This is a genomic window from Nocardia sp. NPDC047654 (genome assembly GCF_043205035.1).
Lineage (GTDB): Bacteria > Actinomycetota > Actinomycetes > Mycobacteriales > Mycobacteriaceae > Nocardia.
Genome location: NZ_JBIDDF010000001.1, coordinates 1,049,150 through 1,065,309, shown reverse-complemented (window position 1 = coordinate 1,065,309; position 16,160 = coordinate 1,049,150). Strand labels below are relative to the sequence as shown.

16 protein-coding genes are annotated in these 16,160 nt (G+C 69.6%); 6 read left to right on the top strand and 10 right to left on the bottom strand.

From position 1 onward, the window contains the following. Positions 1 to 79 precede the first annotated feature (79 nt). The 10 genes from ACGF7Y_RS05100 to ACGF7Y_RS05055 all read right to left on the bottom strand — a co-directional run bounded on the left by ACGF7Y_RS05100 (position 80) and on the right by ACGF7Y_RS05055 (position 9,574). Positions 80 to 481: a metal-sulfur cluster assembly factor gene (locus ACGF7Y_RS05100; protein ID WP_393229353.1), complete on the bottom strand. Its 402-nt coding sequence runs from the start codon at positions 479 to 481 to the stop codon at positions 80 to 82. A 27-nt stretch (positions 482 to 508) separates the two neighbouring features. Next, entirely contained in the window at positions 509 to 976 is a 468-nt protein-coding gene (gene sufU / locus ACGF7Y_RS05095) for a Fe-S cluster assembly sulfur transfer protein SufU (RefSeq protein ID WP_393229350.1), read from the bottom strand. Positions 977 to 979: 3 nt separating this feature from the next. Next, the gene (locus ACGF7Y_RS05090; RefSeq protein WP_393229347.1) at positions 980 to 2,233 is read right to left on the bottom strand and encodes a cysteine desulfurase; all 1,254 of its coding nucleotides are present in this window, start codon (positions 2,231 to 2,233) and stop codon (positions 980 to 982) included. A 1-nt stretch (position 2,234) separates the two neighbouring features. Beyond that, entirely contained in the window at positions 2,235 to 3,011 is a 777-nt protein-coding gene (gene sufC, locus ACGF7Y_RS05085) for a Fe-S cluster assembly ATPase SufC (protein ID WP_393229345.1), read from the bottom strand. A gap of 37 nt (positions 3,012 to 3,048) precedes the next feature. Continuing rightward, positions 3,049 to 4,227: a Fe-S cluster assembly protein SufD gene (gene sufD / locus ACGF7Y_RS05080; protein ID WP_393229342.1), complete on the bottom strand. Its 1,179-nt coding sequence runs from the start codon at positions 4,225 to 4,227 to the stop codon at positions 3,049 to 3,051. Then, on the bottom strand, positions 4,227 to 5,663 hold the full coding sequence (gene sufB, locus ACGF7Y_RS05075; RefSeq protein WP_357129326.1) for a Fe-S cluster assembly protein SufB: 1,437 nt from the start codon (positions 5,661 to 5,663) through the stop codon (positions 4,227 to 4,229). Before sufB ends, sufD begins: the two co-directional genes overlap by 1 nt. Further along, complete coding sequence (locus ACGF7Y_RS05070; RefSeq protein ID WP_393229338.1) at positions 5,660 to 6,469, bottom strand: helix-turn-helix transcriptional regulator; 810 nt, start codon at positions 6,467 to 6,469, stop codon at positions 5,660 to 5,662. The genes sufB and ACGF7Y_RS05070 overlap by 4 nt, the downstream gene beginning before the upstream one ends. Before the next feature lie 304 nt (positions 6,470 to 6,773). Further along, a complete protein-coding gene (locus ACGF7Y_RS05065) occupies positions 6,774 to 7,793 on the bottom strand; it encodes a zinc-binding dehydrogenase (protein WP_393229335.1) in 1,020 nt (339 codons plus the stop codon). 31 nt (positions 7,794 to 7,824) lie between these two features. Next, positions 7,825 to 8,517, bottom strand: a complete 693-nt coding sequence (locus ACGF7Y_RS05060) for a TetR/AcrR family transcriptional regulator (RefSeq protein WP_393229332.1) — start codon at positions 8,515 to 8,517, stop codon at positions 7,825 to 7,827. A 196-nt stretch (positions 8,518 to 8,713) separates the two neighbouring features. Then, complete coding sequence (locus tag ACGF7Y_RS05055) at positions 8,714 to 9,574, bottom strand: NmrA family NAD(P)-binding protein (RefSeq protein ID WP_393229329.1); 861 nt, start codon at positions 9,572 to 9,574, stop codon at positions 8,714 to 8,716. Positions 9,575 to 9,642: 68 nt separating this feature from the next. Between ACGF7Y_RS05055 and ACGF7Y_RS05050 the strand changes: the two genes are divergently transcribed. From ACGF7Y_RS05050 to pip, 6 genes are all read left to right on the top strand, one after another. Beyond that, a complete protein-coding gene (locus ACGF7Y_RS05050) occupies positions 9,643 to 10,371 on the top strand; it encodes a TetR/AcrR family transcriptional regulator (RefSeq protein ID WP_393229326.1) in 729 nt (242 codons plus the stop codon). Positions 10,372 to 10,391: 20 nt separating this feature from the next. Continuing rightward, positions 10,392 to 12,101 carry a polyprenol phosphomannose-dependent alpha 1,6 mannosyltransferase MptB gene (mptB, locus tag ACGF7Y_RS05045; RefSeq protein ID WP_210750731.1) on the top strand — a complete coding sequence of 570 codons (1,710 nt, stop codon included), beginning with the start codon at positions 10,392 to 10,394 and terminating at the stop codon, positions 12,099 to 12,101. Between the two features lie 73 nt (positions 12,102 to 12,174). Next, positions 12,175 to 13,107, top strand: a complete 933-nt coding sequence (locus ACGF7Y_RS05040; RefSeq protein ID WP_393229322.1) for an ABC transporter ATP-binding protein — start codon at positions 12,175 to 12,177, stop codon at positions 13,105 to 13,107. Continuing rightward, entirely contained in the window at positions 13,104 to 13,895 is a 792-nt protein-coding gene (locus ACGF7Y_RS05035; protein WP_393229319.1) for an ABC transporter permease, read from the top strand. The genes ACGF7Y_RS05040 and ACGF7Y_RS05035 overlap by 4 nt, the downstream gene beginning before the upstream one ends. 66 nt (positions 13,896 to 13,961) lie before the next feature. After that, entirely contained in the window at positions 13,962 to 14,939 is a 978-nt protein-coding gene (locus tag ACGF7Y_RS05030; RefSeq protein WP_393229316.1) for a heme A synthase, read from the top strand. 220 nt (positions 14,940 to 15,159) lie between these two features. Next, on the top strand, positions 15,160 to 16,149 hold the full coding sequence (gene pip, locus ACGF7Y_RS05025) for a prolyl aminopeptidase (RefSeq protein WP_393229313.1): 990 nt from the start codon (positions 15,160 to 15,162) through the stop codon (positions 16,147 to 16,149). The last annotated feature ends 11 nt before the right edge of the window (positions 16,150 to 16,160 follow it).

The window sequence follows — 16,160 nt, the reverse complement described above, 5'->3', positions numbered from 1 at the left end:
AGCCCGCGCGGCGGATACGACTCAGCCGCCGGAGCGCCCTGTCGGGGCACTGCTCGGCGGCTGCGACCAGTCCTGGCGATTACACCGTGAACCCGAGGGCGCGCAACTGCTCGCGGCCGTCCTCGGTGATCTTGTCCGGACCCCACGGCGGCATCCAGACCCAGTTGATCTTCAGGTCTTCCACCAGGCCGCTGCGCACCAGCGCATTGCGGGACTGGTCTTCGATGACGTCGGTCAGCGGGCAGGCCGCCGAGGTCAGCGTCATGTCGAGGACCGCGATGTTGTCCTCCTCGACGCGCAACCCGTAGACCAGGCCGAGATCGACGACGTTGATGCCCAGTTCCGGGTCGACGACGTCACGCATCGCCTCTTCGATGTCCTCGAGCAACTTGATGTCCTCCGAGGACAGCTCGGCCAGCTCGGACAGTTCGGCGGCAGGCGCGGCCTGCTCGGTCGTGTCGGTAACCGGTGTGTCAGTCATGACGCTTCCCCGTTTCGCATCGGACGGTCAGTTCTCTTCCGCGGCGCTGGCGGGCTGCTCGGGGCCGATCCTGAGGACGGCGTCCTTGAACGCCATCCACCCGAGCAGCGCGCACTTCACCCGCGCGGGGTACTTCGAGACTCCCGCCAAGGCGATGCCGTCGCCGATCACGTCCTCGTCGCCCTCGATGGTGCCGCGGCTGGAGATCATCTCACTGTAGGAGTCGACCACCTTCAGCGCCTGTTGCACCGGCAGCCCGATGACCTGGTCGGTGAGGATCGAGGTGGCGGCCTGGCTGATCGAGCAGCCCTGGCCGTCGTAGGAGACGTCGGCGATGTCACCGTCGTCGCCGAGCTGCACGCGCAGCGTCACCTCGTCGCCACAGGTCGGGTTCACGTGGTGTACTTCGGCCCCGAACGGCTCGCGCAGCCCCCGGTGGTGCGGGTGCTTGTAGTGGTCCAGGATCACTTCCTGGTACATCTGCTCCATGCGCATGTCTTATGCAACTCCGAAGAAGCTCTGGGCCTTCCGCACGGCGGCGACCAGCGCGTCCACCTCGGCGACGGTGTTGTAGACCGCGAACGAGGCGCGCGCGGTGGCGGCGACCCCGAAACGCCGGTGCAGTGGCCACGCGCAATGGTGGCCCACCCGGATCGCGACGCCCTCGTCGTCCAGGATCTGCCCGACGTCGTGCGCGTGGATGCCGTCTACCACGAACGCCACGGCGCCGCCGCGGTCGACGTTCTCGGTGGGTCCGATGACGCGCACGCCGTCGATCCCGGCCAGCCCTTCCAGCGCCGCGCCGACGAGCGTATGCTCGTGCGCCGCGACGGCGTCCATGCCGATGCGTTCGAGATATCGCACGGCCGCGCCCAATCCGACCACCTGCGAGGTCATCGGCACCCCGGCCTCGAACCGCTGCGGCGGCGGAGCGTAGGTGCTGTGGTCCATGAAGACCGTCTCGATCATGGACCCGCCGGTGATGAACGGCGGCATCTCCTCGAGCAGCGCGCGGCGGCCGAAGAGCACGCCGACGCCGGACGGACCGAGCATCTTGTGACCGGAGAACGCGGCGAAATCCACACCCAGCATGCGGAAGTCCACCGGCATGTGCGGCACCGACTGGCAGGCGTCGAGCACGACCAGCGCGCCCACCGCCTTCGCGCGGCGCACCAGGTCCTCGACCGGCGCCACCGCACCGGTGACGTTGGACTGGTGGGTGAACGCGACCACCTTGGTGGCGGGCGACAGTTCCAGCGAGTCGAGGTCGATCCGGCCGTCCTCGGTCACGCCGTACCACTTCAGCGTGGCGCCGGTGCGGCGGGCCAGTTCCTGCCAGGGCACCAGATTCGCGTGGTGTTCCAGCTCGGTGATGACGATCTCGTCGCCGGGACCCACGTGGTGCGGGAACCGGTCGTCGGCGAGCGCGTAGGTCACCAGGTTCAGCGACTCGGTGGCGTTCTTGGTGAAGACGATCTCGCCCACGTCCACGCCGACGAACCGCGCGATGTCGGCCCGCGCGCCCTCGTAGGCGTCGGTCGCCTCCTCGGCCAGCTGGTGCGCCCCGCGGTGCACCGCGGAGTTGCTGGTGATGAGGAACTCGCGTTCGGCTTCGAGCACCTCGATCGGCCGCTGCGCGGTCGCGCCGGAGTCCAGGTACACCAACGGTTTCCCGTCCCGGACCGTGCGGTTCAGGATCGGGAAGTCGGCCCGGATGCGGGCGACGTCGAGGGTGTGGACCGTAGCGGTCATGTCAGGCTCCAGCGGTTGCAGTCTGAGTGAAACGAACGTAGCCGTTGGCGTCGAGTTCCTCGGCGAGTTCGGCGCCGCCCTCGGCGACGATGCGGCCGCCGACGAACACGTGCACGAACTCCGGCTGGATGTAGCGCAGGATGCGGGTGTAGTGCGTGATCAGCAGGACACCGCCGTTCTCGCGCTCCTTGTAGCGGTTGACGCCCTCGGAGACGATGCGCAGCGCGTCGACGTCCAGGCCGGAGTCGGTCTCGTCCAGGATGGCGATCTTCGGCTTGAGCAGGCCCAGCTGGAGGATCTCGTGGCGCTTCTTCTCACCGCCGGAGAAGCCCTCGTTCACGCTGCGCTCGGCGAAGGCGGCGTCGATCTCCAGTTCGCTCATCGACTCCTTCACCTCCTTGACCCAGTGCCGCAACTTCGGCGCTTCGCCGCGCACGGCGGTGGCGGCGGTGCGCAGGAAGTTCGACATCGAGACGCCGGGAACCTCGACCGGGTACTGCATGGCGAGGAACAGGCCCGCACGCGCGCGCTCGTCCACCGACATCGTCAGCACGTCCTCGCCGTCGAGGGTGATCGAGCCGGAGGTCACGGTGTACTTCGGGTGACCGGCGATCGCGTAGGACAGCGTGGACTTGCCGGAGCCGTTCGGGCCCATGATGGCGTGCGTCTCACCGGACTTCACCGTGAGGTTCACGCCCTTGAGGATCTTGATGGGCTCGCCGGACTCGTCGGGGTTGGCGACCTCGGCGTGCAGGTCCTTGATTTCCAGGGTGGTCATCGAATTCGAATTCCTTTGCCAGGTATGGGGTCGTTGATCAGGCGCCGATGGCGGCGAGTTCGGCCTCGATGGCCGCCTCCAGCCGCTCCCGGATCTCGGGCACCGCGATCTTCTGGATGATCTCGTGGAAGAAACCACGCACCACCAGGCGGCGGGCGGCGTCCTCCGGGATGCCGCGGGCGCGCAGGTAGAACAGCTGCTCGTCGTCGAACCTGCCGGTCGCGGAGGCGTGTCCGGCGCCGACGATCTCGCCGGTCTCGATCTCCAGGTTCGGCACCGAGTCGGCCCGCGCCCCGTCGGTGAGCACCAGGTTGCGGTTCACCTCGAAGGTGTCGGTGCCCTCGGCGGCGGCACGGATGAGCACGTCGCCCACCCACACCGTGCGTGCGTCGCCCTTCGGCGAGTGCGGATCGCCTTGCAGCGCACCCTTGTACAGCACGTTCGACTTGCAGTTCGGCACCGCGTGGTCGACCAGCAGCCGCTGCTCGAAATGCTGGCCAGCGTCGGCGAAGTAGAGGCCGAGCAGTTCGGCGTCACCGCCGGGGCCGTCGTAGCGGACGTTGCCGGTCAGGCGCACCAGGTCGCCGCCGAGGGTGACCGAGATGTGCCGCAGGGTGGCGTCGCGGCCGAGCTTGGCGTGGTGCGCGGTGGCGTGCACCGCGTCGTCGGCCCAGTCCTGCACCGCGACCACGGTCAGCTTGGCCGAATCGCCGAGCACGAATTCGATGTTCTCCGCGTAGGTTCCGCTGCCGCGCTGGTCGATGACCACGGTGGCCTTGGCGAAGGGTTCCAGGCGGATCTGCAGGTGGCCGTAGGCGGTCTTGCCCTCGCCGGGACCGGTGATCGTGACGATCACCGGCTCGCCGACCTCGATCTCCTTGCCGACCGACACCACGGTGGCCTGCTCGAAGCCCGAGTAGGCCTGAGCGGCAACGCGATCGGACGGCACGCCGCCCGCGCCCAACCGGGCGTCGGCGCGGTCGACGGTCTCCACGGTCACGCCCTCGGCCGCCGCGACCTCGACGGTCGCGTGGCCGTCGCGAACCGCGGTGCCGTCCTGCAATCCGCGCAAGCGGCGCAGCGGCGTGAACCGCCACGCCTCGTCCTTGGCGGAAGGCACCTCGAAGGCGTTGACGTCGAACGAGGTGAAGACTTCACCCTTGTTGACCGCGGGGGTGCGAGCTTCGGCGGCTTCGGCAATGTTCTCCACGGCCATCAGCCGACGGCTCCTTCCATCTGCAGTTCGATCAGGCGGTTCAGTTCGAGGGCGTACTCCATCGGCAGTTCCTTGGCGATCGGCTCGACGAAGCCGCGCACCACCATCGCCATCGCCTCGTCCTCGGTGAGGCCGCGGCTCATCAGGTAGAACAGCTGGTCCTCGGAGACCTTCGAGACGGTCGCCTCGTGGCCCATGGTCACGTCGTCCTCACGGATGTCGACGTAGGGGTAGGTGTCCGAGCGGCTGATCGTGTCGACCAGCAGCGCGTCGCACTTCACCGTCGACTTCGAGCCGTGCGCCCCCTTGTTCACCTGGACCAGGCCGCGGTAGGAAGCCCGGCCGCCGCCGCGCGCCACCGACTTCGACACGATGGTCGAGGAGGTGTGCGGCGCGAGATGGAGCATCTTCGCACCGGTGTCCTGGTGCTGGCCCTCGCCTGCGAACGCCACCGAGAGCACCTCACCCTTGGCGTACTCGCCGGTCATCCAGACCGCCGGGTACTTCATGGTGACCTTGGAACCGATGTTGCCGTCGATCCACTCCATGGTCGCGCCCGCCTCGGCCTTGGCCCGCTTGGTGACCAGGTTGTAGACGTTGTTCGACCAGTTCTGGATGGTGGTGTAGCGGCAGCGGCCGCCCTTCTTCACGATGATCTCCACCACCGCGGAGTGCAGCGAGTCGGACTTGTAGATCGGCGCGGTGCAGCCCTCGACGTAGTGCACGTAGGCGCCCTCGTCGACGATGATCAGGGTCCGCTCGAACTGGCCCATGTTCTCGGTGTTGATCCGGAAGTAGGCCTGCAGCGGGATGTCGACGTGCACGCCCGGCGGCACGTAGATGAACGACCCACCCGACCAGACGGCGGTGTTCAGCGCGGAGAACTTGTTGTCGCCCGCGGGGATCACCGTGCCGAAGTACTGCCGGAAGATCTCCGGGTGCTCCTTCAACGCCGTGTCGGTGTCGAGGAAGATGACGCCCTGCTGCTCCAGGTCCTCACGGATCTGGTGGTAGACGACCTCGGACTCGTACTGCGCGGCGACACCGGAGACCAGCCGCTGCTTCTCGGCCTCGGGGATGCCCAGCTTGTCGTAGGTGTTCTTGATGTCCTCGGGCAGCTCGTCCCAGGACGCGGCCTGCTTCTCGGTGGAGCGCACGAAGTACTTGATGTTGTCGAAATCAATGCCGTCGAGGTTCGATCCCCACAGCGGCATCGGCTTGCGATCGAAGATGCGCAGCGCCTTCAGCCGCTGCTCGAGCATCCACTCGGGCTCGCTCTTCTTCGCCGAGATGTCGCGGACAACCGCGTCGGACAGACCTCGTTGCGCGCTGGCGCCGGCCACATCCGAATCGGCCCAGCCGTAACCGTATTTGCCCAGCGAGGCGATGGCCTCTTCCTGGGTGAGCGGTTGCACCTGGTCGGTGGTCGTCGTCATTCGGCACTCCTTCCGGAGTCGTTCGTTCGTACCGCTGCGGGCTGTGCAGCGGTTGGTGCTGAAGTTCCGGTCCGGTCGGCAGGCAGGACCAGCAGCGGCACGTGCGTGGTGCACGCGCAGTCGCCGTTGGCGATCGTGGCCAGCCGCTGCACGTGCGTGCCGAGCAGCTCCCGGAACGCCTCGAGTTCCGCCGCGCACAGCTGAGGAAACTCCTCGGCGACGTGTGCCACGGGGCAGTGGTGCTGGCAGATCTGCACGCCCGCGCCCACCTTGCGGGTGGTGGCGGCGAACCCGGCGTCGGTGAACGCCTCGGCGATCTCCTCGGCCTTGGCCTCGGTTTGTTCGGTGGTGTGCTCACCGACCGGTTCGATCCCGGCCACGATAGTGCGTGCTCGTTTGCGGGCGAACTCGGTGATGGCCTGTTCGCCGCCGATCTCCCCGAGCTGCCGGATCGCGGCCCCCGCCAAATCGTCGTAGGCGTGGCCGAGGTCGCCTCGTCCGGCCGCGGTGAGCTGGTACTGCTTGGCCGGGCGGCCCCGGCCCTTCTGCTGCCAGGGCGCCGATCGAGTCGCTCGCGCTCGGCCGGAGTCGATCAAGGCGTCCAGATGCCTGCGCACGCCCGCCGGGGCGAGGCCGAGCCTGTTCCCGATGGCGGTGGCGGTGATCGGTCCTTCCTCCAGCAGCAGCTGGACGATGGCCGCTCGGGTATGCCCTTCGCCGCCGACCGCCGCGGGCGCAGCAACCGACCCGGCACCGGTCCGGCGACCAGTCCCTTCGTCGTTCCTCCGCAAACCCACGGTTTTCACAACATCAGTGTGGCGGAATTCGTTCCGGAAATCTAATAAGGGTGCCCTGAGTCAGCGGCGCGATCGACCTGCGGGGATTCCGGTCCGGCGGAGGGTCACGCCCCGATCATCCGGACAGGTGTCCACCGGCGCGCGCTGGGCCCGAAGCCGTCTTTCCCGCCTGACCTGCGCAGAGAAAACGCTGATCCAACCGACTCGCGCGGGTTCGCGCGAACTCGGAACCGCCGCGACCGCCTCCGCGGCGTGATCGTCGCCACCGGACACCGGGTCACGACGGGTCCGCAGTGCGATTCGTCACAGACGTTCAGCGCACGGCCACCAGTTTCATCGGCGTCTCCAGCAGCGCCTCCATCGAGTCCTCCCACGGGACCGTCACGGTGGTGACCAGCGACGGATCGAAGCGACCGGCCGCCACGAGATCGAGGACCTCGGGAATGACCGGGCGCACGTGCGCGCGGCCGGTGTGCAAGGTGCAGCAGCGGGTGTACATGCCGAAGAGCGGCAGCGCGACGTCCTGCGCCTGGACGCTGACACTCGTGCACCAGCCGTCGTACGCCGTCGCGTCGATCGCCCCGCGCAACGCTTTCGCCCCGCCCGCCGCCTCCACGACGATTGGGAACCGCCCCACCCGCGCGTCCCCGGGCCCTTCGATCGCCTCCGCGCCGAGCGACTTCGCGATGTCCAGTCGCCGGCCGGAGTCGTCGAGATAGACCACCCTGGCGGAGCCGAGGGCGACGGCGAGCCCGGCGGCGTACAGACCGATCGACGGCGCGGCGGGGCCGCCGATGACCAGCACTTCGGCGGCGGGATCGTCGGCCAGCTGCGGGCCGACCGAGCGATAGGCGTCCGGGATGTTGTCACTCGCGCTGGCCACCGCGGCCGGGTCGACGCCGGAGGGCAGCCGCACCAGCATGGCGTCCGCGTGCGGCACCAGCGTCAGGTCGGCCCACAGCCCGCCCCAGTCCAGCCCGCCCATGGCGCCGAGGCCGAACGACGACAGCCGCGGATGGCCCACGCAGTTCCCGGTCCGCCCGCGTGCGCACGCCCGGCAGGCGCCGCAGGAGATCTGGAACGGCACCACCACCAGGTCGCCGGGGGCGACGCCGCGTACCTCCGGACCGATCTCGACGACTTCCGCCACTCCCTCGTGCCCGAACGGATACGGACCGGGCAGCGGGAAGTCTCCGCGCAGAACGGCCGGGTCGATGTCACAGGTGGCCAGCGCGACGGGCCGCACCAGCGCCTGACCGGGCCCGCTCAGCACGGGTTCGGGATGTTCTTCCCAGCGCATCGCACCAGGACCGGTCAGCATCAGACGCTTCATCGTCCGAGTGTCGCTAGAACGTTCTTTCTAGTCAAGCGTTCTCTGGCGTATCGCCTTGCTGAGCAGGAGTTTCCGTAAATTTTCCGGGACGCGCGGCAGCGCCGGACTCGCCGGTGGCCGCCGCTCGGCGCGGCGCGGGCGCGGGGCCGCCGATCCCCTCCGCCGCGAACGTCGCCCGGATCAGCCGCTCCATCGACTTCGCCACTGTGCGTAGCGGGGCGTCCGTCTGCCGGATCCGGGCCAGGATCGTGGCGCCCTCATAGGCGGCGACCACCGTCGTGGCCAGCGCTGCCGCCTCCTCGCCGCCGAGCCCCAGTTCGGCGAGCAGTCCGGCGAAGGCCTGCTCCATCGCCTCGAAGGCGTGCACACAGGCCGAGCGCACCGCCTCGACGTCACTGCCGCCGTCCAGCGCGGGCGTCCCGACCGGGCACCCGTCGGTCCACTCCGAGTCCGCGAGCTTGCCGACCATGAATTCGAACAGCGTGGCCAAGGTGGCGAACACATCGGTGGGCGCCTGCCGGATCATCCGGCCGGTCAGCACGCCGGTCCCGGTGATCGCCGCGACCGCGATCTCCTCCTTGCCCCCCGGAAAGTGGTGGTAGATCGAGCCGTACGGCAGTTCGGCCGCCTCGCTCAACGCCTTCAGACCGAACCCGTGATACCCGTGCCGCGCCAGCAGCCCGGACGCGGCCACCTCGATCCGCCGCCTGGACTCCGAAACCATCTGTCGATTGTGCCCCGCGAGCGGAGCAGGCCCGGTCGGAACGACCAGGGTCCGTTCGCGGTACGGGATCGTCGCTCGAACCAGGTCGAAGAATTCGGAACTCCCCGCGATGCCGCACATTCGCGGGCGCCTGAAGCGCCTTGTCCCCGAGGAGTGCAATTGATCGTGTGCGGTCCAGGCCACGCGTAGGTCGCGCTCAGCGAGTGGTGGCCGCCGACAGAATCGAACGGACCGGCATGGCGGGGCGCTGGAGAAGGCTTGCGAGTTCGCCTGTGGCAGTGGCGAACTCCCCGCGGCGGGCGGCCCGGAACATGCCGAGGAGCATGGCGGCCCGCTCCTCGGGGACGCCGTGCGCGACCAGGGAAGCGGCCCATTCGGAGTCCGCGACGACGACGCGGCGGATCGTTCGTCCGGTCAGTTCGGTGAGGATGGCGGCGATGTCGGCGAGGTCGAGGGCCTCCGGTGCGGTCAGGGGCGGGGTCGGCCCGTCGAACCGGTCCTCGTCGGCGAGGATGATCGCCGCCGCTTCGGCGAGGTCGGCATGGGCGGTCCACGAGACGGGGCCATCGGCCGGTGCGATCAGTTCACCGGTGTCCAGCGCCGAGCCCAGCAAGAGCGGGACCGTGCCGGCGTAGAACCCGTTGCGCAGTGCGGTGAACGGTATGCCCGTCGCCGCGAGGTAGCGCTCGGTCGCGGCGTGGTCCGGCATGGGCGCGAACACCGAATCATCGGCGGCGGCCTGATGGCTGGTGTAAAGGATGCGCCCGGCCCCGGCCGCGCGTGCGGCGTCGATCGCCGCGACATGCGCGGCGACGGCCGCATCCCCGGTCAGGTTCGCCGAGACGATCAGCACTTGGGTTGCGCCTTCGAATGCCTCGGCCAGGGATGACGGGTCGGTGAAGTCGCCGCGCCGCACCCGCACGCCGCGGTCGGCCAACTCGCCTGCCCGGCCGATATCGCGGACGCTGACGCCCACCCGCGCGGCTGGTACCCGCTCCAGCAGCCGATCGACGATCTGAGAGCCGAGCAGTCCCGTGCCTCCGGTGACGATGATCATTCACCCTCCTTAACGCTGATAATATCGCTGTTAGCAACGCCGATATTAGCACCGATTAAGATGGCCGCATGGCAGAGTCGAGGTCGAGCAGCGCGAGCAGGCACGAGACCAGGGAGCGCATCGTCGAGGTGGCTGGGCGACTGTTGCGCGAACAGGGCCCGCACGCAGTCACCACCCGCGCGGTCGCGCATGCGGCGGGCATGCAGGCACCGACCATCTACCGTTTCTTCGACGACAAGGACGCGTTGCTCGATGCCGTCGCCGAGCACGTCTTCGCGACCTACGTGGCGGGCAAGGCCCGCGCCGACGAGCAGGACGACCCGGTGGCCGAGCTACGCGCCGGATGGGACATGCACATCGACTTCGCACTGACGAATCCGGCGGTCTTCTCGATGCTCACCGACCCCCGCCGCGGGACCGCCTCACCCGCCGCGGCCGCCGGGCTGCAGGTGTTGCGCGCCCGGGTGCATCGCGTCGCGGCGGCCGGTCGGCTCCGGGTAGGCGAACGCCGCGCCGTCGAACTCGTCCACGCCGCCGGGACGGGGGCCGCCCTGGCCCTGTTGTCCGTCCCGCCACAGGACCGTGACCTCGGGCTGGCCGAGGCGATGTACGAGGCGGTGACCCATGCGATCCTGACCGACGTCCCACCACTTTCCGCCCGCGACGCCACCGCGGCCGCACTCCGAGCCGCCGCACCGGAATTGCCGATGCTCACCGACGCCGAACGCGCCCTGCTGTCGGAATGGCTGAGACGAACCGACGAGAACCCCACCGGCAACACCCCCCGTCCCCGCTGACATCGGCCCGACAGACCGGGATGCGCGCACCAACTAGGCTGCGTTGCGTGGCGGTACTGGACGGCGCGCGGCGCAGGACACTGGCGGTCGGGCGCCGGGCACTCGGACTCGACGTGCCCGCGGCCGATCACACCATCGCGGTGCTGCACAGCGACGAGTCGGAGGTGCCCGGTCTCGACCGCAAGGAGCTGGCGCAGCTCGACCGGATCCGCCTGATGGGCGCGACGGGCACGGTGCTGATGGCGATCAGCGCGCTCGGCATCGGTGCGCAGCCGGTGCACCAGAACCCGACCTCCGGCGTCCGCGTGCTGGGCATCTTCGCCCGCGCCCATACCGGCTCGCTGGCCATGTGCATGACCGGCACCGTCGTGGTCGTGCTGGCCTGGCTGCTGCTGGGCCGATTCGCGATCGGCGGCATCGGCGGCTCCCCGATCCACCGGCTGACCCGCTCGCAGCTGGACCGCACGCTGTTGCTGTGGCTGATCCCGCTCAGCGTCGCTCCCCCGCTGTTCAGCAACGACGTCTACTCCTATCTGGCACAGAGCGAGATCGCCGCGCGCGGCATCGACCCGTATCAGGAAGGCCCGGTCGCGGGCCTCGGGATCGACAACGTCCTCACCAACAACGTGCCGACCATCTGGCGCGACACCCCCGCGCCCTACGGTCCGCTGTTCCTCTGGATCGGCCGTGGCATCGCCGAACTCACCGGTGACAACATCATCGCGGGCGTGTGGGTGCACCGGATCCTCGCGCTCGGCGGCGTCGCGCTGATCGTCTGGGCGCTGCCCCGGCTCTCGGTGCGCTGCGGCGTCGCGCCGGTGAGCGCGCTGTGGCTCGGCGCGGCCAACCCGCTGGTGCTGTTCCATCTGGTCGGCGGCGTGCACAACGACGCGCTGATGCTCGGCCTGATGCTGGCGGGCCTGGAGTTCTGTCTGCGCGCCATCGAGGACACCCACCCGTTCGACGGCCGGGCCTACGCGTGGCTGATCAGCGGGGCGATCATCATCACGCTGTCGTCCTCGATCAAGTTCACCTCGATCATCGTGCTCGGGTTCGTCGGGATGGCGCTGGCGCGGCGCTGGGGCGCCTCGCTGCGCACGGTCGCCATCGCGGCCGCCATGCTCGGCGCGATCGCCATCGGCACAACGCTTTTCATCAGTTCGGTCAGCGGGCTCGGATTCGGCTGGATCTACACGCTGAACACCGCGAGCGTGGTGCGCAGCTGGATGTCGTTGCCGACCGTGCTCGGCATCATCACCGGGTTCGGCGGTGTGCTGCTGGGACTCGGCGATCACACCACCGCCCTGCTGAGCATCACCCGCCCGATCGCGGCGGTGGTCGCGGGCTTCTTCACCGTCCGGATGCTGGTCGCCACCGGCACCGGGCGGCTGCATCCGGTCGGCGCGCTCGGCGTGGCGCTCGGCGCGATCGTGCTGCTGTTCCCGGTGGTGCAGCCTTGGTATCTGCTGTGGGCGATCGTGCCGATGGCGGCTTGGGCGACCCGCCCGGTGTTCCGCGTACCTGCGGTGGCGTTCTCGGCGATCGTGAGCGTCATCCTGATGCCGCGCGGCGCCGATCTGGAGGTGTTCCAGATCGTGGGCGCCGCGATCGCCACCGTGATCGTCGGAGTGCTGTTCATCGTGATCACGCGCAACTCGCTGCCCTGGCGCGGGCAGACGGGGGTGTCGGCTCCGTCACAGGTGCCCACCTCCTACGGTGTGACATCGTGACCGAGCGTGGCGAGGGAGCCATCTACACAGCATCACCGGGTGCGCCGAAACCGAGCGCCGGCGAGGCTGAGTCGTGACCACGACCTGCGGACCGGCCGTCAGCGTCGACGCCGTCGTCAAGCGGTACGGCGAGACCACGGCCGTGGACGGCCTGACGTTCGAAGTCGAACCGGCGCGGGTGCTCGCGCTGCTCGGCCCGAACGGCGCGGGCAAGACCACGACGGTGGAGATGTGCGAGGGATTCGCCGCGCCGGACGCGGGCACGGTGCGCGTACTCGGCCTGGACCCCGTCGCCGATTCCGAACGGCTGCGCCCCCGCATCGGCGTCATGCTCCAAGGCGGCGGCGCGTATCCCGGTGCGCGAGCGGGGGAAATGCTCGACTTGGTGGCCGCCTACTCCGCGGATCCGCTCGACCCGGACTGGCTGCTGCGCACGCTCGGCCTCCAGGACAACCGCCGCACCCCCTACCGCCGCCTCTCCGGCGGCCAGCAGCAGCGGCTCGCCCTCGCCTGCGCGCTGGTGGGCAAACCGGAGATCGTGTTCCTGGACGAACCGACCGCGGGCCTGGACGCCCAGGCCCGGCTGATAGTCTGGGAACTGATCGACGCCCTGCGCCGCGACGGGGTGACCGTCGTGCTGACCACGCACATGATGGACGAGGCCGAGCAACTCGCCGACCAGCTGGTGATCATCGACCACGGCCGCATCGTCGCCTCCGGCACCCCCGCCGAGGTCACCGCGCACGGAGCGGCGGGGCAGCTGCGGTTCAGCGCGCCGCCCAAGCTGGACCTGGAACTGCTGGCGAACGCCCTGCCCGAAGGGTTCGCGCCCCGGGAGACCACCCCCGGCACCTATCTGGTGGAGGGCGAGATCAATCCGCAGGTGCTCGCGACCGTCACCGCGTGGTGCGCGCGAATGAACGTGCTGGCCACCGACATCCGGATCGATCAGCGCCGCCTCGAAGACGTCTTCCTCGAACTGACCGGACGGGACCTGCGCGGATGAGCGAGCACGACGCGACCGCCAACCGATTCACGCCGGGCACCTTCGCCCCCGGCCCGCGCCCGAGCAGCCGCGCCGCGATGCTGTTCGCGCAGACCAGGCTCGAGCTGATCCTGTTGCTGCGCAACGGCGAACAACTCCTGCTGACCATGTTCATTCCGATCACCCTGCTGGTCGGCCTGAGCCTGCTGCCGTTCGGCGAGCTCGGCGCGCACCGGGTGGACAAGATCGTGCCCGCGGTGATGATGGTGGCCGTCATGTCCACCGCGTTCACCGGTCAGGCCATCGCCGTCGGCTTCGACCGCCGCTACGGCGCGCTCAAGCGGCTCGGCGCGACGGCGCTGCCGCGCTGGGGCGTCATCGCGGGCAAGAGCGCGGCCGTGCTCATCGTGGTCGTGCTGCAAGCCGTCCTGCTCGGCCTCATCGGCTTCGCACTGGGCTGGCGGCCGCAACCCGTCGGGCTGCTGCTTGGCGCGGCGGTGATCGCGCTCGGCACCGCGACCTTCGCGGCGATGGGCCTGCTGCTGGGCGGCACCCTGAAAGCCGAGGTCGTACTCGCGCTGGCCAACATCCTGTGGTTCGTCATGCTCGGCGTCGCCAGCATCGTGTTCGCCGCCGACGACCTGCCCGCCGTGGTGAGCGTGCTCGCCCGGCTGGTGCCGTCCGGCGCGCTGGCCGAAGCGCTGGAAACCGCGATGCACACCGGTGTCGATTGGTTCGGGATCGCCGTTCTCGCGGTATGGGGCGTGGTGTCGGGCGTCGCGGCCACCCGTCTGTTCCGCTTCCACTGAGTCTCAACGACGAAATGTAGTAGACCGGGTGGAGCCGCCGGATCCGGCCCGGCTACCATTTTCGACGTGCTGTATCGCGCGTTCTTGCGACTCGTCGACAAGCTGCCACTGCCCTCGCTGCGAGTGCAGCGCCTGATCGCGCTCGCGGTCGTCGTCTCGCAAGCGGGCATCTCGGTGACCGGCGCCGTCGTGCGGGTCACCGCGTCCGGTCTGGGTTGCCCGACCTGGCCGCAGTGTTTCCCCGGCAGCTTCACCCCGGTCGCGGTGTCGGAGGTTCCGGCGATCCATCAGGCGGTCGAGTTCTCCAACCGGCTGCTCACCTTCCTGGTCACCCTGTGCGCCGCCGCGGTCGTGCTGGCGGTGACCAGGGCGCGCCGCCGCCGCGAGGTGCTGGTGTACGCGTGGCTGATGCCCGGCGGCACCGTCGTGCAGGCGATCATCGGCGGCATCACCGTGCGCACCGGATTGCTGTGGTGGACCGTGGCGACCCACCTGCTCGCATCCATGGTGATGGTGTGGCTCGCGATGGTGCTGTACGCGAAGATCGGCGAGCCCGACGACGGCATCGAGGCCGTGCGCGCGCCCGCGCCGCTGCGCTGGCTCACCGCGCTCGCCGGGGTCGCGCTCAGCGCCGTCCTGGTCGCGGGCACCTTGGTGACCGCCGCCGGTCCGCACGCGGGCGACAAGAGCATCGAGCGTCAAGTGGAGCGGTTGCAGGTCGAGATCGTCACCCTGGTGCATCTGCACTCGCAGTTGCTGGTCGGGTATCTCGCGCTCCTGGTGGGCCTGTCGTTCGGCCTGTTCGCGGTCGGCATCGCACCCGCCGTGCGCACCCGCCTGTTCGTGCTGCTCGCGCTGGTGTGCTCGCAGGCGCTGGTCGGTGTCGTGCAGTACTTCACCGATGTCCCCGCGGCGCTGGTCGTCGTGCACGTGGGCGGGGCCGCGGCGTGCACCGCCGCCACCGCCGCACTGTGGGCTTCGCTGCGCACGCGCGAGCGGGTCACCGCCCCGAAGCCGGACCCGGCGACCCAGGCCGCCGCCTGAGTGAGCCCCGCGCTTACGGTGGTCGTCCAGACCGCCGCAGGGGAACGAGCGGATCGGGAGGCGGTGAGCGGTTCGGACAGCGATCACGACACGGGCTTCGGCACATCCACGTCGCGCCCCGCAGTGGTCGGCGCCACCGCACACATAGCCACAGGTGTCCGAAGCCCACGATTTCGCGACGCCGGGCGGTGATCCACGCTCGGCGGTAGCGTGATCGGTCGTGTCCACGCCCGATCCGCGATCCGATGCGCCGCAGCCCTTTCCCGAAATCGAGCCCTATGCCCACGGGCTGCTCGACGTCGGAAACGGCCAACGGATCTACTGGGAGACCAGCGGTAACCCGAACGGCAAACCCGCGCTGGTGGTGCACGGCGGGCCGGGCGGCGGTGGACGGCGCGGAGCGCGGAAGAGCTTCGACCCGGCGGCCTACCGGATCGTCCTGTTCGATCAACGCGGCTGCGGGGAGAGTCTGCCGCACGCCTCCGACCCCGCGGTCGACCTCGCGCACAACACCACGCATCACCTGATCGCGGACATGGAACGGCTGCGCGAACACCTCGGGATCGACCGGTGGCTGCTCTACGGCGGTTCCTGGGGGGCGACGCTGATCCTCGCCTACGCGCAGCGCTTTCCCGAGCGAGTCGGCGAGATCGTGCTGGCAGGCGTCACCATGACCCGGCAAGAGGAGATCGACTGGCTCTACCGCGACGTCGCCCGGCTGCTGCCCGAGCAGTGGGAGACCTTCCGCACCGGCGTCCCGCTCGCCGACCGCTACGGCGATCTCGTCGAGGCCTACCGGCGGCTGGTGGAAAGTCCCGACGCCGCCACCCGCGAGGCGGCGGCGCAGCGGTGGTGCGCTTGGGAGGACGCCGTGATTGCGCACGAAAACCTCGGCAGCACCGGGCAGTACAGCGCGAAGCCGGACGCCGCGCGCATGGCGTTCGTGCGGATCTGCACGCATTACTTCGCCAACGCGGCCTGGCTGGAGGACGGGCAGTTGCTGCGCGATGTGCACCGGCTGACGGGCATTCCCGGCGTGCTGATCCACGGCCGACTCGACCTGAGTGCCCCGCTGTACACCGCCTGGCAGCTGGCCCAGGCGTGGCCCGACGCGGAACTCGAGGTCATCGATGACTCCGGGCACACCGGCAGCCCCGCCATGGGTGCGGCCATCCGGCGGGCGATCGCCCGGTTCGCCGGACAGGGTTAGCCGCGCGGCCG

What these genes read in the sequence shown, in the direction of transcription:
- sufD (WP_393229342.1), bottom strand. Translation starts at nt 4,227, where the DNA reads ATGGCCGTGGAGAACATTGCCGAAGCCGCCGAAGCTCGCACCCCCGCG.
- ACGF7Y_RS05035 (WP_393229319.1), top strand. Translation starts at nt 13,104, where the DNA reads ATGAGCGAGCACGACGCGACCGCCAACCGATTCACGCCGGGCACCTTC.
- ACGF7Y_RS05055 (WP_393229329.1), bottom strand. Translation starts at nt 9,574, where the DNA reads ATGATCATCGTCACCGGAGGCACGGGACTGCTCGGCTCTCAGATCGTC.
- ACGF7Y_RS05100 (WP_393229353.1), bottom strand. Translation starts at nt 481, where the DNA reads ATGACTGACACACCGGTTACCGACACGACCGAGCAGGCCGCGCCTGCC.
- sufU (WP_393229350.1), bottom strand. Translation starts at nt 976, where the DNA reads ATGCGCATGGAGCAGATGTACCAGGAAGTGATCCTGGACCACTACAAG.
- sufB (WP_357129326.1), bottom strand. Translation starts at nt 5,663, where the DNA reads ATGACGACGACCACCGACCAGGTGCAACCGCTCACCCAGGAAGAGGCC.
- ACGF7Y_RS05050 (WP_393229326.1), top strand. Translation starts at nt 9,643, where the DNA reads ATGGCAGAGTCGAGGTCGAGCAGCGCGAGCAGGCACGAGACCAGGGAG.
- sufC (WP_393229345.1), bottom strand. Translation starts at nt 3,011, where the DNA reads ATGACCACCCTGGAAATCAAGGACCTGCACGCCGAGGTCGCCAACCCC.
- ACGF7Y_RS05090 (WP_393229347.1), bottom strand. Translation starts at nt 2,233, where the DNA reads ATGACCGCTACGGTCCACACCCTCGACGTCGCCCGCATCCGGGCCGAC.
- ACGF7Y_RS05065 (WP_393229335.1), bottom strand. Translation starts at nt 7,793, where the DNA reads ATGAAGCGTCTGATGCTGACCGGTCCTGGTGCGATGCGCTGGGAAGAA.
- ACGF7Y_RS05060 (WP_393229332.1), bottom strand. Translation starts at nt 8,517, where the DNA reads ATGGTTTCGGAGTCCAGGCGGCGGATCGAGGTGGCCGCGTCCGGGCTG.
- mptB (WP_210750731.1), top strand. Translation starts at nt 10,392, where the DNA reads ATGCGCGCACCAACTAGGCTGCGTTGCGTGGCGGTACTGGACGGCGCG.